Raw genomic sequence first — 20,467 nt, 5'->3', positions numbered from 1 at the left:
GGCGAGGCTCCTCGGCACCTTCCTCGCGTCGACCGTCTTGAGCGGCGGCGTCAGCCTCTTGACGATCCCGGCGATCGTCCTGCTCACGAGCCCCGACCTGTGGGCGTCGGTCGCGCTCGGGCAGGCCGTCGGGTCGTCGGCGGGCGTGCTCGCGCTCTTCGGCTGGGGCGTGACCGGCCCGGCGAAGGTCGCGATGGCGTCCGCGGGCGAACGGGCCGCGCGGTACTGGGACTCGGTGTCGGCGAGGCTCATCCTCTTCGCGCCGATCGCCGTCGTCGCCGTGCTCGTGCCGTGGCTCATCGTGCCCGAAGAGCCCGTCGCCGCCTCGGTCGCGTCGCTCGCGATGGCGTTCGGCGGCCTCTCGGGGTCGTGGTACCTCGTGGGCGTCGGCCGTGCCGACCTGCTGCTCGTGCTCGACACGGTGCCGCGGGTCGCCGCGACCGTGGTCGGCATCGGCGGACTCTGGCTCACCGACTCGCTCGTCGTGTTCGCGGTGTCGCAGCTCGTCGGCTCGCTCGCGGCGTTCCTGCTCGTCACCGGGTGGGCCGTGCCGCGGTTCCGCCCGCCCGCGGGGCGGGCTCGAGGCATCCGCTCGCTCTTCGGGGTGCTCGCGCGCGAGCGCCACGGCGTCCTCGTCGCCGTCGTCGTCGCGGCCTTCTACCCGTCGGTGCTCGCCGTCATCGCGGCAGTCCAACCGGCGGCGCTGCCGCTCTACGCCCTCATCGACAAGGTCTTGCGGTTCGCGGTCATGGCGATCCAGCCCGTGTTCCAGTTCTTCCAGGCGACGGTGCCCGCCGAGCGTGGTGAGGGATTGCGCACCGCGATCCGCAGATCGCTCCTCGTGTCGACGGGGGTCGCGGCAGTATGCTTTGCCGCAACCGCTTCTCTGCTCCCGGTCGCCGCATTCGTGCTGACGGCCGGGCATATCGCAGTGCCGTGGTTGGTCGCGGTCAATCTGGGGGCGTACATGGCTGGCGTCGTTCTGGTGATGTTCCTGTCATCGGTCGCGCTCGTCGCCGTGGGTCGGGAACGTGCGATCGGGTGGGCGCCTCTCACGGGCGTCGCGATCGGCGTCGCCGCGACCGCGCTCCTCGCCGCCACCGGCGACGCGTCGGCCGTCTCGTGGGCGTTCGTGCTCGCGGTCGTCGTCATCGTCGGGCTCCAGCTCACTGCTCTACTCCGTGCGCTTCCGGCTGCGGCCGGACGCGTCGATCCGTAGGAGGTGCGAGATGGCGCGTCGTCGCGCGATTCTCTTCGCCTTGGCGACGGTCGCGGCGATCGGAGTCGCCGCAACACTCGTCGTGCAAGCCCAACCGTCCGATTCGGCGGTACGTACCGGGGACGTCGCGCGAGCGACGTCCGACATCGCGAAGTACAACACCTCGACCCCGGCCGCACGTGCCGAGGCCGCCAAGTTCCCGAGATTCGGGATGAGCCAGGGGTTCCAAGCCCTGACGCTCGACAGTGCCGCGCTCGGCACCGTGCTCGATCGTGTCAAGACGACCGGCGCGACCTCGATCCGCCTCGATCTGCCGTGGGGGGAGGTGCAGCCCGACGGGCCCGAGACGTTCCGCTTCGACCGGGTGCTGAAGGTCTACGACCAGGTGCTCGCGAAGGGGTTCAAGGTCCTGCCCGTCACATCGGGGGTGCCGCCGTGGCTCGTGCAGTCGCAGGCCACGGTCGATCTCTACTACTCGTTCCTCTACCGGGCGGGGCTCGAGCTCATCCCGCGCGGGATCACGACGATCGAGGTGTGGAACGAGGTCAACCTCGAGCTCCCGCCGGGCGCCTACACCGACTTCGTGCTGAAGCCGGGTGCGGCGGGGTTCCGTCGCGCGGGGGAGGAGCTGAAGAAGACGGTCGCGATCGTCTCGTCGGGGCTCGCGCCGGCGTCGACGGGCGGCGGCACGACGGCGCCGACCGACTTCCTCTCGGGGGTGTACACCGCCGGGGGGAAGGGCTACTTCGACGCGGTCGGGCTGCATCCCTACAGCTGGCCCGACGACCCGCGCATCGTGACGCCGTACAACTGGATGAAGCGCGCGGCCGATCTGTACCAGATCATGTCTCGCAACGGCGACCAGGACAAGAAGATCTGGGCGACGGAGTTCGGGTTCCCGACGAACTCGGGGCGCGCGGCGTCAGCGAGGCAGTGCAGGCGACCTACCTCAACGAGGGCGTCAAGATCTGGCGCTCGTACGCGTGGGCGGGGCCGATCGTCTTCTACTCGTTCCGAGATCTCACGAGGCGCGACTCCGATCCCGAGCACAATTTCGGGATCGAGCGCTTCGACGGAACGCGCAAGCCCGCGTTCGATATCGTCGTCCAGGCCATCCGAAGGGGATGATTCGTGCGTGATCGCGCCCGAAACGTGAGAGCGCTCTCAGAGTAAGCGCTTGCAGCGCCGTGATCCCGCGTGTTTCCGCGGGATCACGGTGTGTTTCGGGACATTCGGATGTCCCCCGTACTGGGGTTTACGGGTAGTGACGAACCCTCACAAACTTCTCCTATCGATCGGCTGAGGGGCACCGCTCCGAAGCCGCCGTGAGACGGGTGACGGGGCTCTTCGCCTCGAACCAACGAGTCCGACGCCCGTCCTGCGCCGAAGACCCGTCTCCCGCGGCGACCCCTCCCGTCTGTGCACACCCCTGAACGCACGAACGAGGAGACCCCCGATGACCGGACAGACGACGTCCTTCCGGATCGCCGGCGCCGCGCGCGACACGCGCCCGGCGCCGACCTCCGATTGGGCGACCCGCTACCGCCGACGCCTGATCGCCACCGACGCGGCGATCGTCGTGGGCGTGCTGCTCGTGGGCGCACTCGCGTTCTCGCTCGCGCTCGACGCCGACCGGCCGGTCGCCGGCTCGGTGCTCATCGCGGCCGTGGGCGCGATCGTGTGGCTCGTATGCCTCGCCGCCTTCGACTCGCGCGACCCGATCGTGTTCGCCGAGGGGACCGGCGAGTACCGCTCGGTCGCGAGTGCGACCCTCGTCGCGGCGGGGCTCCTGCTCCTCGGCGCGTGGGCGCTCGACCTCGACGTCGCGAGACCCGTCTTCGTGACGGCGATCCCCGTCGGCCTCGTCGTGCTGCTCGCGGGCCGCGCCGCCTGGCGGGCCTGGCTCCTCAAGGAGCGCGGCGAAGGGCGGATGCTCTCGCGCGTGCTCCTCGTGGGCGCCGCCTCGACGACCGAGCCCGTCGCGAACGAGCTCGCGAGACATCCGAAAGCCGGCTACCGCGTCGTCGGCGAGTTCGTGCCGACCCCCGACGCGTCGCTGCGTGAGCACCTCGCCAACGCGGTCGATCTCGCCGACGCCGAGATCGTGATGGTCACGGGCTCCGACGTGCTCGACCCCGGCCGCGTCCGCGAGCTCGACCGCACCCTCCACGACCTCCGCCGCGACGTGCGCCTCGTATTCTCGCCGTCGGTCACGAACGTTTCGGCCTCGCGCGTGCGCACCCACGCGGCGGCGGGCATGCCGCTCGTGCACGTCGGGCGATCGCCCGCGGCGGGGCCGCTCCTCGCCGCGAAGCGCGCGGTCGACGTGGCCGGGTCGCTCGCGATCATCGTCGCCCTCCTGCCCGTGCTCGTGACGGTCGCGGTGCTCGTCGCGACGACGAGCCACGGCCCCGTGTTCTACGCGCAGGAGCGCATCGGGCGTGAAGGCCGCACCTTCCGCATCCTGAAGTTCCGGTCGATGGTGGTCGACGCCGACGACCGCCTCGCGGCCCTCCTCGCCGAGCAGGGCACGGCGGGCACGCCACTCTTCAAGATCGAGCGGGACCCGCGGCTGACGCCCGTCGGCGCGGTGCTCCGCCGCTACTCGCTCGACGAGCTGCCGCAGCTCTTCAACGTGCTGACGGGCGACATGAGCCTCATCGGTCCGCGCCCGCAGCGGCCCGCGGAGGTCGCCCTGTACGACGAGGTCGCGATGCGCCGACTCGCGGTGCGGCCGGGAATGACGGGGCTGTGGCAGGTGAGCGGCCGGTCGCGGCTCACGTGGGACGAGGCGCTCGCACTCGACCTGTACTACATCGAGAACTGGTCGCTCGGGGCCGATGTGTCGATCCTCGCCCGCACGTTCCGCGCGGTCGTCGGCTCGGACGGGGCGTACTGATGGGCGGCCTCATCGTGCACGAGTGGGTCTCGCGCGCGGGCGGCTCCGAGCGCGTGCTCGACGTCTTCTCGCGGGCGTATCCCGACGCCGACATCCTGTGCCTCTGGAACGACGCGCCCGGGCGCTTCCCGGCCAATCGCATCCGCGAGACGCTCCTCGCGAGAACCCCGCTCCGCGGGCGCAAGGCGATGGCGCTGCCCGTCATGCCGATGGTGTGGTCGAACGTCAAGACGCACCGCTACGACTGGGTGCTCTCGAGCTCGCACGCGTTCGCGCACCAGATCGTGAGCTCCGGCGGGCTGCCCGCTGAGCGGCACTTCGCCTACGTGCACACGCCAGCCCGCTACGTGTGGACGCCCGAGCTCGACGGGCGCGGCACGTCGCTGCTGTCGCGTGCGGCGGCGGCGCCGCTCCGGGCGATGGACCGCTCGCGTGCCCAGCGGCACCGCAACGTCGCCGCGAACAGCTCGTACGTGCGGGCGCGCATCCGCGACACGTGGCAGGTCGACGCCGACGTCATCCATCCGCCCGTCGAGGTCTCAGAGCTGCAGTCGGTCGGCGACTGGTCGGAGCGATTGGATGCCTCGGAGCGGGCGCTCCTCGACGCGCTCCCCGAGACGTACGTGCTCGGCGCTTCGCGCTTCATCCCGTACAAGCGACTCGACCTCGTGATCGCGGCGGGCGAGGCGGGGGGCGTGCCCGTCGTGCTCGCGGGCGGCGGGCCCGAGCGGGCGGCGCTCGTGTCGCGCGCGGAGCGCGCCGGTGTGCCCGTGCACTTCGTCGACGATCCGGGTGATGCGTTGCTCAGGGCCGTCATGCAGCGGGCGCTCGCGTTCGTGTTCCCGCCCGTCGAGGACTTCGGCATCATGCCCGTCGAGGCGATGGCGCTCGGTACGCCCGTTGTCGTCGGCCCGGTCGGCGGCGCGCGGGAGTCGGTCATCGACGGCGTCACGGGCGTCGTCGTCGCGAGCGACGCCCCCGAAGACCTCGCGGCGGGCATCGAGCGCGCGTGGGATCTCGACCCCGAGGCGTGCCGCAGGCACGCGCGCGGGTTCGGCACCGAGCAGTTCGTCGCGTCGGTCAGGGGGTGGATGTCGGATGTCGCATGAGCACGGAATCCTCGTGAACGGCGCGTTCCGCGACCAGCGGATCACCGGCCAGCAGCGGTACGCGTCGGAGATCGCCGACCGGCTGCTGCGGCGCCCCGGCGTGCGCGAGTGGGCGATCCCCGCGCGCCGTCGGGGCTCCGCCCTCGGCGCGTGGGCGAGCGTGCAGACGGCCGGCTTCGGCCGCGACCGCGGCGAACGCCTCCTGACGCTCACGAGCCGCGGGCCCGTGGTCGCGCCGCGCCACGTCGTCACGGTCCACGACACGTTCGTGCTCGACCACCCCGAGTGGTTCTCGCGCGCGTACGTCGCGACCCACGCGCCCGTCCTGCGCGCGCAGGTGCGGACGGCGGAGCTCGTGCTCGCGGTGAGCGAGCCCGTCGCGCGCGCGATCCGCGCGCTCGTGAAGCCGGGGGTCGAGATCGTCGTCGCCCCGAATGCGCCCGCCGAGGTGTTCGTTCCGGATGTCCCGGCGCCCGACTTCTCCGGGGTGTCGCGGCTTGCGGGTGCCGGCGGCGGCTTCGTGCTCTCGGTCGCGAGCCAGGATCCACGCAAGAACCTGGGTCGTCTCGTGAAGGCGCACCAGGCCCTGCCCGCCGCGCTCCGTGAGCGGGCGCCCCTCGTGCTCGTCGGCGGCGAGAGCGCCCTCTATGCGCGCGCAGCGCTCGTGCACGACCCGCACGTCGTACGGCTCGGGTACGTCACCGACGACGAGCTCGCCCGGCTCTACGCGGCAGCCTCGGTCGTCGCGTTCCCGACCCTCGCCGAGGGGTTCGGGCTGCCCGCGGTCGAGGCGATCGCGGCGGGCGCCGAGGTCGTCGTGTCCGACATCCCGGTGCTGCGGTGGGTGTGCGGCGACGACGCCAGGTTCGTCGACCCGACCTCGGTCGAGGCGATCGCAGCGGGCCTCCGCGCCGCGCTCGAAGATCCCGACCCCGCCGTCGTGAAGGCCCGGCGTGCGGGCGCGATCCGCACCCGGTTCTCGTGGCAGCGGAGCGCCGACACGGTCGCCGAGGCGATCTGCGCGCTCGGGTCATCCGGATCGCACGCCGCACGCGGCGCGCTCATCGGGAGCCGGTCGTGAGGATCGCGCAGGTGACGGGCTCCCTGCTCTCCCCGCTCGGCGGGGCCGAGCAGTACTGCCTCGCGCTCGCCGAGCGGCAGGCCGCAGACGGCCACGACGTCACGGTCGTCACGGGCTGGATCGACGAGCCCGTGCGCGAGCGGGTCGCGGCACGGGGCATCCGTCTCGAGGTCGTTCCCGGCAACCGGCCGTACCCGCCCGATCGCCGCGGCGGCTCGACGCTCGACCGCGTGCGCTTCCACGCCGCGGAACTCCTCGACTCGCTCGTGCCGAACCGTGTGCTGCGCCGCCTCGAACGCGGCGCCTTCGACGTCGTGCACGTGCATCGCTTCGCGGGGTTCGGCACGGCGCCCCTCCGCGTGCGGTCGACGCGCGTCGTCCACACCGTGCACGACTACTCGCTCGTCGACACGTCGGCGTCGCTCGTGCGCGACGGCGTGCCGCTCGAACCGGGCCTCGGCGTGCAGTCGGCGCGCGCGTCGCTCCTCGCGCGGTTCCTGCCGCGGAGGCTCGGGCTCGTGTTCCCGAGCCCGCGCACGCTCGAGCGGCACGTCGAGTGGGGGTTCCCCGTCGAGCGGTTCGACTCGGCGGTCGTGCCGCACGGGTGGGACCTCGGGACTCCGGATGACTCGACCGCGGCCCGCACGCTCGAGACATCCGGCCCCGAGACATCCGTCGACCTCGAGACATCCGCCGCCCCGGTCCGCTTCCTCTTCCTCGGCAAGCTCTCCGACCACAAGGGCGTCCGGCTCCTCCTCGACGCGTGGGGCGACGGTGTCGACGGGGCGACCCTCGCGGTCGGCGGCGACGGCGACCTCGCGGGTGCCGTGGCCGACGCCGCCGACGCGAGCGGCGGGACGCTCGCCTCGCTCGGCTGGCTCGACGCCGACGCGCGCCGCCGTGAGTTCGCACGCGCCGACGTGCTCGTCTTCCCGTCGCTCTGGCCCGAGAACTTCCCGCTCGTCGTCGCCGAGGCGATCCTCTCGGGCATCCCCGTCGTGACGACCGACATCGCCTCGCCGCCGCTCGTCGACGACGGCCGCAGCGGACTCGTCGTCGCGCCGAACCCCATCGACCTGCGCTGGGCGATCGACCGGCTCACGGTCGACCCCGCGCTCCGCGCGACCCTTTCGGCAGGGGCCGCCGAGCGTTCGGCCGCCCTCGACCTCGGCGCGCACGCCGCCGAACTCGAACGGAGGTACTCCGCCGTCTTGCACACCCTCTGATCGCGGAATGCGAGGCCGCATAGACTGACGGGATGCCACTGAACCCCGACGAGCTTCTGGGCCGGGTGCTCACGTCAGACGTGCCGTACCTCGTCGGTCGCGAGAAGGTGCGCGAGTTCGCTCGCGCCGTGTTCGCGACCCACCCCATCCACTTCGACCCCGAGGTCGCGGTCGCCGCCGGCTACCGCGACGTCGTCGCCCCGGCGACCTTCGCGGGCCTCCTGCAAGAGCATGTGCGCGAAGAGCTCTTCCTCGACCCCGACGCGGGCATCGAGTTGAAGCGCGTCGTCCACGGCGACCAGCAGTTCATCTTCAACCGTCAGATCGTCGCCGGCGACGTCCTGACGGCCGAACTCGAGATCACCCGCATCCGCAGCCTCGGCGCGAACTCGATGCTGACCGCCGAGACCCGCATCATCGACGAAGAGGGCGAGCTCGTCGTGACCGCCCTGTCGTCGCTCGTCGTGCGAGGAGACGACTGATGGCCACCGCACCCACCGCTCCCACCGCGTTCGAACTGCCCGACGTGGCCGCGCTCGCCGTGGGCGACGTCGTCGCCGAGCGCGTCTTCGGCCTCACGCGCGACACCCTCGTCCGCTACGCGGGCGCGTCGGGCGACTTCAACCCCATCCACTACCGCGACGACGTCGCGAAGGCCGTCGGACTTCCGGGCGTGCTCGCGCACGGCATGCTCACGATGGGCCTCGCCATCCAGCCCGTCGTCGACTGGGTCGGCGACCCGAACCGCGTCACCGACTACCAGGTGCGCTTCACACGGCCGATCGTCGTCGACCCCGAACTCGGCGCGATCGTCACCGTCGTCGCGAAGGTCGCCGAGCTCGACGCCGACGCCCGCACGGCCCGCATCGACCTGACCGTGACGGTCGGCGGCGAGACGGTGCTCGGCAAGGCGCAGGTGCGCGTCACCCTCTCATGATGCTCCGATGACCGAGGTGCGCTTCGCAGACCTGACGACGCTGCAGGTGGGCGGCCCGATCGGGCGGCTCGTCACGGCGACGACCCAGCGCGACCTCGTCGACCTCGCGGTCGACGCGTGGGACGACCCGGCCGGCTGGCTCGCGGTCGGCGGCGGGTCGAACCTGCTCGTCGGCGACGACGGGTTCGCAGGCACGGTCGTTCGGGTTGCCACGCGCGGGATCGAAGTGCTTCCGGATGCCTCGGGCACGCCCGGTTCCGTGCGGTTGCGGGTGCAGGCGGGCGAGACGTGGGACGACCTGGTCGCCTGGACGGTCGAGCAGGGGTACTCGGGTCTTGAAGCGCTCTCGGGCATCCCCGGGTCGGTGGGTGCCGCGCCCGTGCAGAACATCGGCGCGTACGGGCAAGAGCTCTCGTCGGTGCTCGTCGCGGTCGAGTTCCTCGACGAGGGCGCCGACCGCCCGCGCCGCATGACGGCCGACGAGCTCGAGCTCGGCTACCGCACGTCGGTGCTGAAGCAGGGGCTGGCGGGCATCGTCGTCTCGGTCGAGCTCGACCTGCACGACACGTCCGCCGAGCGCGCCGTGCTCGGCGAGGCGATCGGCGCGCCCGTCGCATACGCGCAGCTCGCGGGGGCGCTCGGCGTGCAGCTCGGCGACCGCGTGCCGCTCGCGCGCGTGCGCGAGGCCGTGCTCGGCCTGCGCCGCTCGAAGGGCATGGTGCTCGACCCCGACGACCGTGACTCGGTGAGCGCCGGGTCGTTCTTCACGAACCCCATCGTGAGCGAGAAGGTCGCCCGCACGCTGCCCGCCGACGCGCCGCGCTGGTACGTCGAGCCCGACGAGCCCGACGAGGTCGTTCCCATCGCCGACCTTGCGAGCCAGTCGCCGCTCGACGCGTTCCTCGCCCATCAGGCCGAGGTCGAGGCATCCGTCGCGTCGTCGTCGTCCGCCGTCGCGACCACCGCGGCCGTCGGCCCGCTCGTGAAGCTGTCGGCCGCGTGGCTCATCGAGCACTCGGGCATCCGCCGCGGCTTCGCCCTGCCGGGCTCGCGCGCGGCGATCAGCTCGAAGCACACGCTCGCGCTCACGAATCGGGGAGGCGCGACCGCCGCCGAGATCGCCCAGCTCGCGCGCTTCGTGCGGGGTCGCGTGCAGTCGGAGTTCGGCATCACGCTCTTCCCCGAGCCCGTGTTCGTGGGGGTCGAGCTGTAGCGCGCCGCTACTCCCGCCCGACGAGCGCCTTGATCTCACGCAGCTCGGCCATGACCTGGTCGATGTGCGCCTTCGTCGCGGCGTGGTCCTCTTCGTTCGCCTCGTTGACCTTCTCGACGATCCACGACGCGAACGTCGCCGTGACGGCGCCGATGAGCGAGATGCCGCCCACCATCACGCCGACGGCGACGAGCTGGCCCGTGCCGGTGACGGGGATGTAGTCGCCGTAGCCGACCGTCGTGATCGTCACGAACGCCCACCACAGCGCTTCGGGGAAGGTCTGGATCGCGCCGCCGTGACCGCGCTCGGCGTCGAGCACGGCGAGCGCGGCAAGGTAGACGAGGAGCACCGACGCGCCCGCCGCGTAGATGACGACGCGACCGCGGAACGCGCGGCCCGCGGTGCGCTGGAGCACTGCGAGGATCGTGACGAGCCTGAGCAGCCGGAGCGGACGCAGGATGGGCAGCACGACGACGGCGAGGTCGAACAGGTGCGCGAAGAACCAGTGCCCGCGGTGCTCGGCGAGGAACAATCGCACGAGGTAGTCCACGACGAACAGCGCCCAGGTCGCCCAGATGACCGACTCGACGGCGATCGCGTCACGGCCCTCCAGGTCGCCGAGCACCTCCCACGAATACGCCACGAGGAACGCGACGGATGCCGCGACGAGCGGCCACTCCATGAGCTTCTGCCAGCGCTGCTGAGTCATCATGCGCACACTCTAGGAGCGGGCGCGGCCCCGCGACAGGCTCAGGATGCCTCGTGCCGCCGCCGCACGGCGCGCTGGCGCTCGCCGCGACGAATGAGGCCGACGACGCCGAACACGACGGCGAGGGCGCCGAGGGCGAGGATCGCGTACAACCCGAATTCCACCGGTCCGATCGTCCGGAGCCACGCCTCGACGGCGTCGCGTCGATCGGCGCCCGTCGAGAGCCACAGGACGACGCCCGCGATGCTCGCGAAGATGAGACCCCACGCGAGCGCGCCCCAGCGGATCGTCGGACCGGGGAGGGCGTCCGCGGTGCTGCTCGTTTCGATGGTGTCGTTCGTCTCGGTGGTGTCGTTCGTGTCGCTCACTCGGCGCTCCCTGGTCTGATCTGGATGTCGACCCAGCCGGGGGTCCGCTGGACGAGGTGGATGCGGAGGTCGGGCGGGCCGCTGTTCCAGCCGCCTCCGTACGAGAGTCGGAGGGGGTTGTCGATCCGAACCTGCTCGCCGACCGCGTCGGACATGTCTGCGTTGTAGCGCACGATGCTCGCGTACCCGTCACCTGGTCGGTCGACGACGAGCTCGACGCGTGCGCCGTCGTCGATGTTCAGCGAGAGCCCGCCGCCCCACCACTGGGTGAGCTCGATCTCGGGGGTGCCGTCGGCGGCGATCGTGTGCCGGTCGGCGAAGATGTTGATGTACCCCGTCGGCTGGAAGTACGAGCCCGACTCGACCGAGCTGATGCCGTATCCCTGCCACGGGACGAGGGTCGCCTGGGTCGGGGCGAGGCTGCCGACGACCGTCACGACGGTCGCGATCGCGGTCACGAACGCGAGGAACCCGCCGCGGCGGCGGCGCAGTGCGGCGACGATCATGCCGGCCGCGAGCACGAGGGTCGCGACGGCGAAGGCGGCCGGCAGCGACCACGAGCGCGACCCGCTCGATGCGCTCGCGAGCAGCCCGGTGGCCGCGCCCGCGACGAGCGCGAGCCCGATCACCGTGAAGACGTAGGCGGCGCTCGTGCGCGGGCGCGACTTCCGGCGCGCAGCGCGCGCGGCGTCGGCGGCTGCGGCGTACTCCCGGGCGCGGGCCTTGTTCTCGGCGGCGGCCTGCGCGCGCGCGGCGCGGGCGGCTTCGTCTTGGCCCGCCTTCCACTCGGCGTGCGAGCGGCGCCACGCGTCGTGCTGCGCACGCCACTCGGCGATCGCCGCGGCGTCGGCGCCGTCGGCGGGAGGGGTCGGCGCGGTCGCCGCGAATGCGAGCGGCGCGGCGGGAGGTTCGGGCGCCTCGGGAGCGTCGGACTCCGCTCCCTGAGCCTGTCGAAGCGCAGTGTCCGACGAGACGGCGGCGGCCGAGACATCCGGAACCGATGCCTTCGCACCCTGCGCCGACGTGCCGTGGTGCCCGGGGGCGGGCACCGCGGCCGTGCCGTTGCTCCGCACCGAGCGGGTGATGAGCCACGTGACGAGCCAGACGATGCCGCCGATGACGGCGAGGGTCCAGAAGACGCGGAGCACGGGACCGAAGTTCAGCCCGAAGATCGGGTCGGTGAACGTCGACATGTCGGGCCACCAGCGCCAGCCGAACCAGCCGCCCTGCACGAGGGTCAAGAACCCGACGACGCCCATGACGGCGATGCCGACGACCGCGGTGTCGACGCGTCCGTGCAGGAGTCGTTCGAGGTGGATGCGGCCGGCCGTGTCGGGCAGCAGCAGCCACGCGATCGCGTAGAGCAGCACGAACGGCGCCCCGAGCACGGCTGCGACGAACACGACGCCGCGCACGATGATCGGGTCGATGCCGAGGCGGGCGGCGACGCCCGCGCACACGCCGCCGAGCCAGCCGTCGCGACGGGGCACGCCGAGACGGCGGAGCCACGGGAAGAAGCCGTCCCCCGTGGCATCCGCCTGCTCGTGGGTGCCGGTGTCGCGACCCCCGTCAGGAGCGAACCCCGCCGAACCCTGCGGGCTCTCCGTCGCGGCATCCCCCTGCCGGCCGTCGGGCGCTGGGCGTGATTCGGCGGTGTTCGTGTCCATGCTTCGATCGTGCCGCCCGCGGCGGCGCACCCGCTATGGGGTGGAACCCTGATCCGACCCTGAACGTCGGGGTCGGGGCGGCTCCGTCGTCAGTTCGGTCTGATTGGATGAACCGCATGGAACGGATGACGCGCCCGCGCGCCTGCGTCGCGACGGGGGTGTCGGCGGGGCTCGCAGCCCAGCTCGGCGTGCCCGTGTGGGCGGCGCGCCTCGGGTTCGTCGTCACGGGCGCGCTCGGCGGGTTCGGAGTGCTCCTCTACCTCTGGCTGTGGGCGTTCACGCCGTGGGCCGAGGGCGAGGCGCGGCCGAGCCGGCGCGCCCCCGTCGCGTGGATCTTCGTTACGGCTTCGACCTTCGCCTTCGTTGCAGCGGTCGTCGTCGAAAGCGGCGGCCGCACGCTCGACTGGCCCGACGCGTCGAGCGCGTGGGCGGTCTCGACGCTCGCAACGATCGGACTCGCCGTCGCGGCCGGCGCCTGGGCCGGGTTCATCGATCGCCCCGACTCCGCCCGCGGGCCCCGGCACGAGCTCGTCATCCGCATCGTCGCGACCGCCCTCCTTGCGGCGGTCGCCGGATGGCTCGTGCTCGGCTCGGGGTCGTCGTTCGCGCCCATGCCGTCGTTCCTCCTCGCACTCGCCGCGGCCCTCGGCATCCTGGCGGTCTTCGCCCCCACCCTCGTGACGCAATGGCGAGAACTCACCGAGGAGCGCACGCGCCGCATCCGCGACGAGCAGCGGAACGAGATCGCCGCCCACCTCCACGACTCGGTGCTGCAGACGCTCGCCCTCATCCAGAACCGCGCGGGCGCGACGAGCGAGGTCGCGCGCATCGCCCGGGCGCAGGAGCGGGAGCTCCGCGACTGGCTCTACGCGGGCGACGCGCCCGTCGACCGCGACCTCGGCACGGAGCTCCGCGACTTCGCCGCCGACCTCGAGATCGACTTCCCCGTGACGGTCGACGTCGTCGTCGTCGGCGAGACGAGTGAGCGCGCGAGCGGCGAGCTCGCGGCCGCCGCGCGCGAGGCCATGCTCAACGCGGCCCGGCACGCGGGCGGCGAGGTGTCGGTGTACGTCGAGTCGTCGCGCGAGCAGGCGTCGGTGTTCGTGCGCGATCGCGGACCGGGCTTCGCCCTGGCGGATGTCCCGGGCGACCGCCTCGGCGTCAGGCAGTCGATCATCGGCCGCATGAAGCGCGCCGGGGGAGACGCCGAGGTCGGCGTCGGGCCGGGCGGGCAGGGCACCGAGGTGCGGCTGCGGTTCCCCGTGCGGGCGGTCGCGCTGGCCGTGTCCGCCGCCGCCGTGTCCGCTGCCGGTGCGCCCGCTGCCGCTGCGCCCGCCCCGCTGACCGTTCCCGCCCCCGAGGAGACGCATGGCTGAGTCATCCGTTCGCGTCGTCGTCGTCGACGACCACTCGATCTTCCGCTCGGGCTTGAAGGCCGACCTCGACCCCTCGATCGAGGTCGTGGGCGAGGCATCCGACGTCGCCTCCGCCGTCGCGGCCGTGACCGAGGCCGCGCCAGACGTCGTGCTCCTCGACGTGCACCTGCCGGGCGACGTGCCCGAGGGATCGACGGGCGGTGCCGAGGTGATCCGGCGCTCCGCGCCCGCCGTGCCGGGCACGCGCTTCCTCGCGTTGAGCGTCTCCGACCGCGCCGAAGACGTCGTCGGCGTCATCCGCGCGGGCGCCCGCGGCTACATCACGAAGGGCTCCTCGGGCGCCGACGTGAGCCGCGCCGTCCGCGCCGTCGCCGACGGCGACGCCGTGTTCTCGCCCAAGCTCGCTGGATTCGTGCTCGACGCCTTCGGCGCGCCGGCCGGCGAGACCGCCGCCGCCCCCGACGAGCTCGACCGCCTGTCGGCGCGCGAGCAGGAGGTCATGCGGCTCATCGCGCGCGGCTACGCCTACAAGGAGGTCGCGTCCGAGCTCTTCATCTCGACGAAGACCGTCGAGAGCCACGTGTCGGCGGTGCTGCGGAAGCTGCAACTCTCGAGCAGGCACGAGCTCACCGCGTGGGCGAGCGCGCGCCGGTTGCTGTGAGCCGACACCCGTTGAGTCGGCACCGTTGAGTCGGCACCGTTGAGCCTTCGGCCCGCTCCATCGCGCTCCTGCATGCACGTTCGCCGTCTCGGTCGGATGATGCCGTCTCGCCGAGTGGCGGCGGCACTTCGGCACCGGGGTCCGCACGATCTTGCACTGCCCTCGCTGGGGTCGCGGATGCTTTGAAGCGGCGGCACTTCGGCACCGCCGCGGCGAAAGACGAGGTCTTCGGTGGAAAGCGGGGAGTGGGAAGTGGGAAGCCGCGCGCCTACTCGGGCTCGCGCCGCCGACCGTTCGGATCGGCCATCGGCAGCGTGATCGTGCCCGTCGCGGGCCCCGTCGTGCGCTCGAACGGGCGACCCGCGCGCTCTTGGCCGGGCACCGGCCGCGACCGGCGGCCGTAGATGAGCTCCGACGAGTCGAGCAGCCACGGCACGAGCGTGATCGTCACACCGTGGAGCAGCATGAGCTGCTGCCCGATGCGACTCGCACGCCGGTTGTGGAGGAGCGACTCCCACCAGTGGCCCACGATGTACTGCGGCAGATAGACCGTGACGACCGACGAGCCGTGCTGCTCGCGGTACGCGTTGATGAACGACGCGATGGGGCCCGCATACGTGCGGTACGGCGATTCGATGACGACGAGCGGAATCGGCATGCGGTGGGCCTCCCACTCGCGCTGCACGCTCTCGGCGTCTTCCTTCGAGACGGCGACGTGGATCGCGAGCGTCTTCTCGTGCCGTGCCGCGAGAGCGTAGTCGACCGCCTTCACGACGGGCTTCTGCAGGCGGTTCACGAGGATGAGCGCGACGTCGCCCGTCGAGCCGAAGTGGGTCGTGTCATCCACCGCGATCTCGTGCTCGACATCGCGGTAGTAACGGCTGACGCCGACCATGAGCAGGGCGAGCACGGGGATCGCGAGAAACACCAGCCAGGCCCCGTGCGTGAACTTCGTGATCGTCACGATGACGAGCACGAGCACCGTCATCGACGCGCCGAGCGAGTTGATGACGAGTCCCTTGCGCGCGGCGAACGCGGTCTTCTGGCGCTCGCGCGCGATGTCGGCGTCGATCGGCGTCGACATGGCCGCGAGGTCGCGCAGCGAGCGCTTCCAGTGCCGGATCATGCCGATCTGCCCGAGCGAGAACGACACGAACACGCCGATGATGTACAGCTGGATGAGCTGCGTGAGGTTGGCCTGGAACACCACGAGCACGGCGATCGCGCCGATGCCGAGGATGATCATGCCGTTCGAGTACACGAGCCGGTCGCCGCGCGTGTTGAGCGCCTTCGGCGCGTAGCCGTCGCGTGCGAGCACGGCGCCGAGCAGCGGGAAGCCGTTGAATGCCGTGTTGGCGGCCAGCAGCAGCACGCACGCCGTCGCGGCCTGGATGATGAAGAACGGGATCGACCCGCCGCCGAACGTCGCCGCCGCGACCTGTGCCATGAGGCTCGGCTGCACGAGGTTCTCGCAGTCGAAGCCGACGAGGTGGCACGGGTTCTCGGCGTAGTGCACGCCCGTGATGAGGGCGAGCGCCGTGAGGCCCGCGAAGAGGAGGGCCGCGATCGTGCCCATCAGGGCGAGGGTCGTTTGGGCGTTCCGGATCTTGGGCTTGCGGAATGCCTGCACGCCGTTCGACACTGCCTCGACGCCGGTCAGCGCCGAGCAGCCGCTCGAGAACGCGCGCAGCACGAGCAGGATGACGGCGGCCTGGGTCAGGTCTTCGGCCTGCACGGCGAACCCGGCGCTCGACGCCACGGGTGCGTCGCCCGCGAGGGTGCGGATGAGGCCGGTGACGATCATGACGCCGACGGAACCGATGAACACGTAGGTCGGGATGGCGAACGCACGGGATGCCTCGCGCACGCCTCGGAGGTTCACGATGACGATGAGGATGACGAACCCGACGGCGAGCTCGACGCGGCCGGGGTTCAGGGCGGGGATCGCGGAGATGATGTTGTCGACGCCCGACGCGACCGACACGGCGACCGTCAGCACGTAGTCGACGAGGAGTGCGGCGGCGACGACGACGCCCGGGATCTCGCCGAGGTTCTTGCGCGCGACCTCGTAGTCGCCGCCGCCCGACGGGTACGCCTTGATGAGCTGCCGGTAGCTCAGGACGACGACGATGAGGAGCACGACGACGGCGGTCGCGATCCAGGGGCTGAAGCTCAAGAACGCGAGCCCGCCGGTGAGCAGGATCATGAGGAGCTCTTGCGGTGCGTAGGCCACCGAGGAGAGTGCGTCGGACGCGAAGATCGGCAGTGCCATCTTCTTGGGGAGGAGGTGTTCGTCGGCGTGTTCCGACGAGAGCGGATCACCGATCAGGATCCGCTTCGCGGCCGGGGAATCCGCCCCCGACTCGCGAGGTTCGCTAGTCACGACCGGCGACACTACGCCCGCCGCGAACGGAACGCAATGCGAAGACCGCCTCCGGATACGTGGTTCCACGTACCGGATCGGTGATTCCGCGGACGCCGCGAGAAATCCTCAGTCGTAGCGTCGCGAGCGGGCACGGCAGCCCGCCGAGCCCGATGGGGCGGCGCACAGCGTCGTGAAGGGGATGGGCACATGGAATCGATCTCTCGAAATCTGCACCGGAGCCACAACCGACCGCACCAGCAGCACCACGTCAACGAGCATCTGCACGGCCGCCGAAAGCGAAAGCCGATCGCGCTCGCAGCCCTCGCGACGGGCATCCTAGCGGGTGCCCTCATCGCGTCGGGCGTCACCGCGCCTGCGTACGCGCACGGCTACATCGGCGGGGCGAACTCCGACCTCACCGCGCGCCAGGTCACCCCCGGCAACACCGGGCTCGGGGCCATCGTCTACGAGCCGCAGAGCCTCGAGGGCGGCGGCAACTTCCCCGCCGAGGGGCCGGCCGACGGACACATCGCCTCCGCGGGCAAGTCGACCTTCTCGGCCCTCGACGAGCAGACCGCGACACGGTGGGTCAAGAACGTCGTGACGCCCGGCCCCACAGGTTCGGGTGGACCTACACGGCGCCGCACAACACCGACTACTGGAAGTACTACATCACCAAGAAGGGGTGGAACCCGAACGAGCCGCTCGACCGCGGCGATTTCGAGGTGCTCGCGACGTTCGAGTACGACGGCCGCGCGGCCGACACCTACCCGGTGCACACGATCGACATCCCGAGCGACCGCACGGGGTACTACGTGATCCTCGCCCAGTGGGAGATCGACGACACGGGCGCGGCTTTCTACAACGTCGTCGACGTCGACATCCAGCCGGGCACGTCGACGCCCGACACGACTGCGCCGTCGGCGCCGACCGGGCTCACGAGCGCGGCGACGACGGCCTCGAGCGTCGACCTGCGGTGGACCGCGTCGACCGACGACCGCGGCGTCGCGAGCTATCGCGTCGAGCGGGCGACGGGGTCGGGGGCGTTTGCGCAGGTCGCGACGCCCGCGGGTACGAGTTACCTGAACACGGGGTTGGCTGCGTCGACGACGTATCGGTATCGGGTGAGCGCGGTGGATGCCGCGGGCAACGTGTCCGCCGCGAGCGCGGTGTTCTCGGTGACGACGGCGTCGGGCACGACGCCCGACACCACGCAGCCGAGCGCCCCGACCGGGCTTGCGTCGAGCGGCGTCACGTCATCGAGCGTGAACCTGTCGTGGACCGCGTCGACCGACGACCGCGGCGTCACGGGGTACCGCGTCGAGCGGGCGACCGCGACGGGCGCGTTCCAGCAGGTCGCGCAGGTCACGACGACGAGCTACCAGAACACGGGGCTCGCAGCCGCGACCACCTATCGGTATCGGGTGAGCGCGGTGGATGCCGCGGGCAACGTGTCGGGGCTGAGCACGACGATCTCGGTGACGACCTCGTCGGGCACGACGCCGACGTATCCGACGTGGAACTCCCGCGGCGCCTACACGAAGGGCGACCGGGTGACCTGGAACGGCAAGGTCTACGAGGCCGTGCAGACCTATCAGGGCGTCGGCGACACCAACTGGATCAACGCCGGTTCGCTCTGGAAGGTCGTCGGATAACTGACGGCGAGCACCTCGGGCGGGGTCGGGGCGCACGCCCCGGCCCCGTTTCGCGTGTGCGAGACATCCGCCGCGAGACAGCCGGCAACACTCTTTCGGAATATCCGTAGGAACGCGTATCGGGTCGGTGGAACTGCGGACGCCTTCGCCCCATGCCCACCCGTATCGTCGGCCCTCGGGCGCGACGCACCGCCGCGCCGAGACCCGAGCGGCCCCTCGCCGCCGGAGGAAAGGACGGAAGAGTGGTGGAAGACATCTCTCGGAATCGCAAGCCCAGGCTCGGCGCCTTCGCGGCAGCGGGCGTACTGGCGGGTGCGATGGTCGCATGCGGCGTGGCCGTGCCCGCATTCGCGCACGGGTACATCGGCGGGTCGGGTTCCGAACTCACCGCCCGCCAGGTGACGCCCGGCAACACGAACCTCGGCGGAATCCAGTACGAACCGCAGAGCCTCGAAGCCACGGGCGGCTTCCCGGCGACGGGGCCCGCCGACGGGCACATCGCGTCGGCCGGGCACGCGAACTGGAGCGAACTCGACGAGCAGACCTCGACGCGGTGGGTGAAGAACGTCGTGTCGCCCGGCGCGCACACGTTCGGCTGGACCTACACGGCCCCCCACAACACCGACGAGTGGCGCTACTACATCACGAAGAAGGGGTGGGACCCGAACGCACCTCTCGACCGCGGTGACTTCGAGCTCCTGCAGACCGTCGAGGGCAACGGCAAGCCCGCCAACACCTACCCGACGCACACGATCAACATCCCGAGCGACCGCACGGGCTACTACGTGATCCTCGCCGTGTGGGAGGTCGAAGACACCGCCAACGCGTTCTATAACGTCGTCGACGTCGACATCCAGCCCGGAGGGGTCGCGCAGCCCGACACCGAGGCGCCCTCGGTGCCGTCGGGCGTGAAGAGCACCGAGACGACCGCGTGGAGCGTCAACCTCGCGTGGACCGCGTCGACCGACAACAAGGGCGTCACAGGGTACAAGGTCGAACGCGCGACGGGCACGGGCGCATTCGCGAAGATCGCGGATGTCTCGGGCACGACCTTCTCCGACACGGGCCTCTCTGCCGCGACCGCGTACCGCTACCGCGTGACCGCGGTGGATGCCGCGGGCAACTCCTCGGCGGCGAGCACCGTCTTCTCGGTCACGACAGCCGCCGGCACGACGACCGATACCCAGGCGCCGAGCGCGCCCGCGGGCGTGCACAGCATGGAGACGACCTCGTCGAGCGTCGACCTCATGTGGACGGCGGCGACCGACGACGTCGGCGTCACGGGGTACCGCGTCGAGCGCGCGACGGGATCGGGTGCCTTCGCGCAGGTGGCCACGCCGACCGGCACGAGCTACCTCGACTCGGGCCTCGCTGCCGCGACCGCGTACCGGTACCGCGTGACCGCGGTGGATGCCGCGGGCAACGCGTCGGCGGCCAGCACGGTGTTCTCGGTCACGACCGCCGCTGCGACGACCGTCGACACGCAGGCGCCCTCGGTGCCGGCGGGTCTCAAGATCACGGCGACGACCTCGTCGAGCGCGACCCTCTCGTGGACCGCGTCGACCGATGACAAGGGCGTCGTGGGCTACCGCCTCGACCGCGCGACGGCGACGGGCGCGTTCCAGCAGATCGCCGTCGTCGCAGGCACGACCTACCAGAACACGGGGCTTGCCGCGTCGACGACGTACCGCTACCGCGTGAGCGCGGTCGACGCCGCGGGCAACGTCTCGGCCGCGTCGGCGATCCTCTCGGTCACGACCCCGGCTGCCACGACGAACCCGGGCACGTACCCGACGTGGAACCCCAAGGGCTCGTACACGAAGGGCGACAAGGTCACCTGGAACGGCAAGAACTACGAAGCCGTCCAGACCCACACGGGCGTCGGCGACGCCAACTGGATCGCGGCGCTCTCGCTCTGGAAGCCGATCGCGTAGCGCCGTTCCACCGCACACGGCGGGGCCGGGAAGTCCTTCTTCCCGGCC

General features: G+C 71.6%; 17 protein-coding genes and 1 pseudogene. 14 read left to right on the top strand and 4 right to left on the bottom strand.

Translation table 11 applies throughout. The features are described from left to right. Positions 1 to 37: 37 nt before the first annotated feature. From ET445_RS01530 to ET445_RS01490, 9 genes are all read left to right on the top strand, one after another. Positions 38 to 1,219: a hypothetical protein gene (locus tag ET445_RS01530; protein WP_129188201.1), complete on the top strand. Its 1,182-nt coding sequence runs from the start codon at positions 38 to 40 to the stop codon at positions 1,217 to 1,219. A 10-nt stretch (positions 1,220 to 1,229) separates the two neighbouring features. Further along, on the top strand, positions 1,230 to 2,375 hold the full coding sequence (locus ET445_RS01525) for a hypothetical protein (protein WP_129188200.1): 1,146 nt from the start codon (positions 1,230 to 1,232) through the stop codon (positions 2,373 to 2,375). A gap of 300 nt (positions 2,376 to 2,675) precedes the next feature. Further along, the gene (locus ET445_RS01520; protein ID WP_129188198.1) at positions 2,676 to 4,118 is read left to right on the top strand and encodes a sugar transferase; all 1,443 of its coding nucleotides are present in this window, start codon (positions 2,676 to 2,678) and stop codon (positions 4,116 to 4,118) included. After that, positions 4,118 to 5,227: a glycosyltransferase gene (locus tag ET445_RS01515; protein WP_129188196.1), complete on the top strand. Its 1,110-nt coding sequence runs from the start codon at positions 4,118 to 4,120 to the stop codon at positions 5,225 to 5,227. Before ET445_RS01520 ends, ET445_RS01515 begins: the two co-directional genes overlap by 1 nt. Then, complete coding sequence (locus tag ET445_RS01510; RefSeq protein WP_129188194.1) at positions 5,217 to 6,308, top strand: glycosyltransferase family 4 protein; 1,092 nt, start codon at positions 5,217 to 5,219, stop codon at positions 6,306 to 6,308. Before ET445_RS01515 ends, ET445_RS01510 begins: the two co-directional genes overlap by 11 nt. A gap of 11 nt (positions 6,309 to 6,319) precedes the next feature. After that, entirely contained in the window at positions 6,320 to 7,534 is a 1,215-nt protein-coding gene (locus ET445_RS01505) for a glycosyltransferase (RefSeq protein WP_165314260.1), read from the top strand. 32 nt (positions 7,535 to 7,566) lie between these two features. Continuing rightward, the gene (locus tag ET445_RS01500) at positions 7,567 to 8,016 is read left to right on the top strand and encodes an FAS1-like dehydratase domain-containing protein (protein WP_129188190.1); all 450 of its coding nucleotides are present in this window, start codon (positions 7,567 to 7,569) and stop codon (positions 8,014 to 8,016) included. Continuing rightward, complete coding sequence (locus tag ET445_RS01495) at positions 8,016 to 8,471, top strand: MaoC family dehydratase (protein WP_129188188.1); 456 nt, start codon at positions 8,016 to 8,018, stop codon at positions 8,469 to 8,471. The genes ET445_RS01500 and ET445_RS01495 overlap by 1 nt, the downstream gene beginning before the upstream one ends. Before the next feature lie 7 nt (positions 8,472 to 8,478). After that, positions 8,479 to 9,684: a UDP-N-acetylmuramate dehydrogenase gene (locus tag ET445_RS01490; protein WP_129188186.1), complete on the top strand. Its 1,206-nt coding sequence runs from the start codon at positions 8,479 to 8,481 to the stop codon at positions 9,682 to 9,684. A gap of 7 nt (positions 9,685 to 9,691) precedes the next feature. On the opposite strand, the gene ET445_RS01485 is transcribed toward ET445_RS01490, so the two are convergent. Genes ET445_RS01485 through ET445_RS01475 form a run of 3 tightly spaced genes read right to left on the bottom strand, consistent with a single transcriptional unit; the run spans position 9,692 to position 12,428 of the window. Continuing rightward, positions 9,692 to 10,396: a potassium channel family protein gene (locus ET445_RS01485; protein ID WP_243695283.1), complete on the bottom strand. Its 705-nt coding sequence runs from the start codon at positions 10,394 to 10,396 to the stop codon at positions 9,692 to 9,694. A 38-nt stretch (positions 10,397 to 10,434) separates the two neighbouring features. Next, positions 10,435 to 10,761, bottom strand: coding sequence for a hypothetical protein (locus tag ET445_RS01480; protein ID WP_129188184.1), 327 nt, complete (start codon positions 10,759 to 10,761; stop codon positions 10,435 to 10,437). Then, entirely contained in the window at positions 10,758 to 12,428 is a 1,671-nt protein-coding gene (locus ET445_RS01475) for a PspC domain-containing protein (protein WP_129188183.1), read from the bottom strand. Before ET445_RS01475 ends, ET445_RS01480 begins: the two co-directional genes overlap by 4 nt. A gap of 116 nt (positions 12,429 to 12,544) precedes the next feature. Here ET445_RS01475 and ET445_RS01470 point away from each other — a divergent pair, with 116 nt between their 5' ends. Together ET445_RS01470 and ET445_RS01465 are read left to right on the top strand one after the other, a co-directional pair. Continuing rightward, entirely contained in the window at positions 12,545 to 13,804 is a 1,260-nt protein-coding gene (locus ET445_RS01470; RefSeq protein WP_165314259.1) for an ATP-binding protein, read from the top strand. Next, complete coding sequence (locus tag ET445_RS01465; protein WP_129188179.1) at positions 13,797 to 14,465, top strand: LuxR C-terminal-related transcriptional regulator; 669 nt, start codon at positions 13,797 to 13,799, stop codon at positions 14,463 to 14,465. Before ET445_RS01470 ends, ET445_RS01465 begins: the two co-directional genes overlap by 8 nt. 268 nt (positions 14,466 to 14,733) lie before the next feature. On the opposite strand, the gene ET445_RS01460 is transcribed toward ET445_RS01465, so the two are convergent. Continuing rightward, positions 14,734 to 16,860, bottom strand: a complete 2,127-nt coding sequence (locus ET445_RS01460) for an APC family permease (protein WP_129188177.1) — start codon at positions 16,858 to 16,860, stop codon at positions 14,734 to 14,736. Between the two features lie 177 nt (positions 16,861 to 17,037). On the opposite strand from ET445_RS01460, the pseudogene ET445_RS18710 reads away from it, so the two are divergent. The 3 genes and pseudogenes from ET445_RS18710 to ET445_RS18225 form a co-directional block, all read left to right on the top strand. After that, positions 17,038 to 17,648: pseudogene (locus ET445_RS18710) on the top strand (lytic polysaccharide monooxygenase); the annotation flags it as partial. Then, positions 17,646 to 18,485, top strand: coding sequence for a fibronectin type III domain-containing protein (locus tag ET445_RS01455; protein WP_481725607.1), 840 nt, complete (start codon positions 17,646 to 17,648; stop codon positions 18,483 to 18,485). The pseudogene ET445_RS18710 and the gene ET445_RS01455, both read left to right, overlap by 3 nt. Positions 18,486 to 18,727: 242 nt before the next feature. After that, positions 18,728 to 20,419, top strand: a complete 1,692-nt coding sequence (locus tag ET445_RS18225) for a lytic polysaccharide monooxygenase (protein ID WP_165314257.1) — start codon at positions 18,728 to 18,730, stop codon at positions 20,417 to 20,419. Positions 20,420 to 20,467: the final 48 nt, after the last annotated feature.

This window comes from Agromyces protaetiae (assembly GCF_004135405.1).
In the GTDB taxonomy this organism is placed as follows: Bacteria; Actinomycetota; Actinomycetes; order Actinomycetales; family Microbacteriaceae; genus Agromyces; species Agromyces protaetiae.
This window is presented reverse-complemented; position numbering and strand designations above follow the sequence as displayed.

Bases quoted from the DNA above. Each gene is read 5' to 3' on its own strand.
- ET445_RS01525 (WP_129188200.1), top strand. From the start codon at position 1,230: ATGGCGCGTCGTCGCGCGATTCTCTTCGCCTTGGCGACGGTCGCGGCG.
- ET445_RS01520 (WP_129188198.1), top strand. From the start codon at position 2,676: ATGACCGGACAGACGACGTCCTTCCGGATCGCCGGCGCCGCGCGCGAC.
- ET445_RS01515 (WP_129188196.1), top strand. From the start codon at position 4,118: ATGGGCGGCCTCATCGTGCACGAGTGGGTCTCGCGCGCGGGCGGCTCC.
- ET445_RS01510 (WP_129188194.1), top strand. From the start codon at position 5,217: ATGTCGCATGAGCACGGAATCCTCGTGAACGGCGCGTTCCGCGACCAG.
- ET445_RS01500 (WP_129188190.1), top strand. From the start codon at position 7,567: ATGCCACTGAACCCCGACGAGCTTCTGGGCCGGGTGCTCACGTCAGAC.
- ET445_RS01495 (WP_129188188.1), top strand. From the start codon at position 8,016: ATGGCCACCGCACCCACCGCTCCCACCGCGTTCGAACTGCCCGACGTG.
- ET445_RS01490 (WP_129188186.1), top strand. From the start codon at position 8,479: ATGACCGAGGTGCGCTTCGCAGACCTGACGACGCTGCAGGTGGGCGGC.
- ET445_RS01485 (WP_243695283.1), bottom strand. From the start codon at position 10,396: ATGATGACTCAGCAGCGCTGGCAGAAGCTCATGGAGTGGCCGCTCGTC.
- ET445_RS01475 (WP_129188183.1), bottom strand. From the start codon at position 12,428: ATGGACACGAACACCGCCGAATCACGCCCAGCGCCCGACGGCCGGCAG.
- ET445_RS01470 (WP_165314259.1), top strand. From the start codon at position 12,545: ATGGAACGGATGACGCGCCCGCGCGCCTGCGTCGCGACGGGGGTGTCG.
- ET445_RS01465 (WP_129188179.1), top strand. From the start codon at position 13,797: ATGGCTGAGTCATCCGTTCGCGTCGTCGTCGTCGACGACCACTCGATC.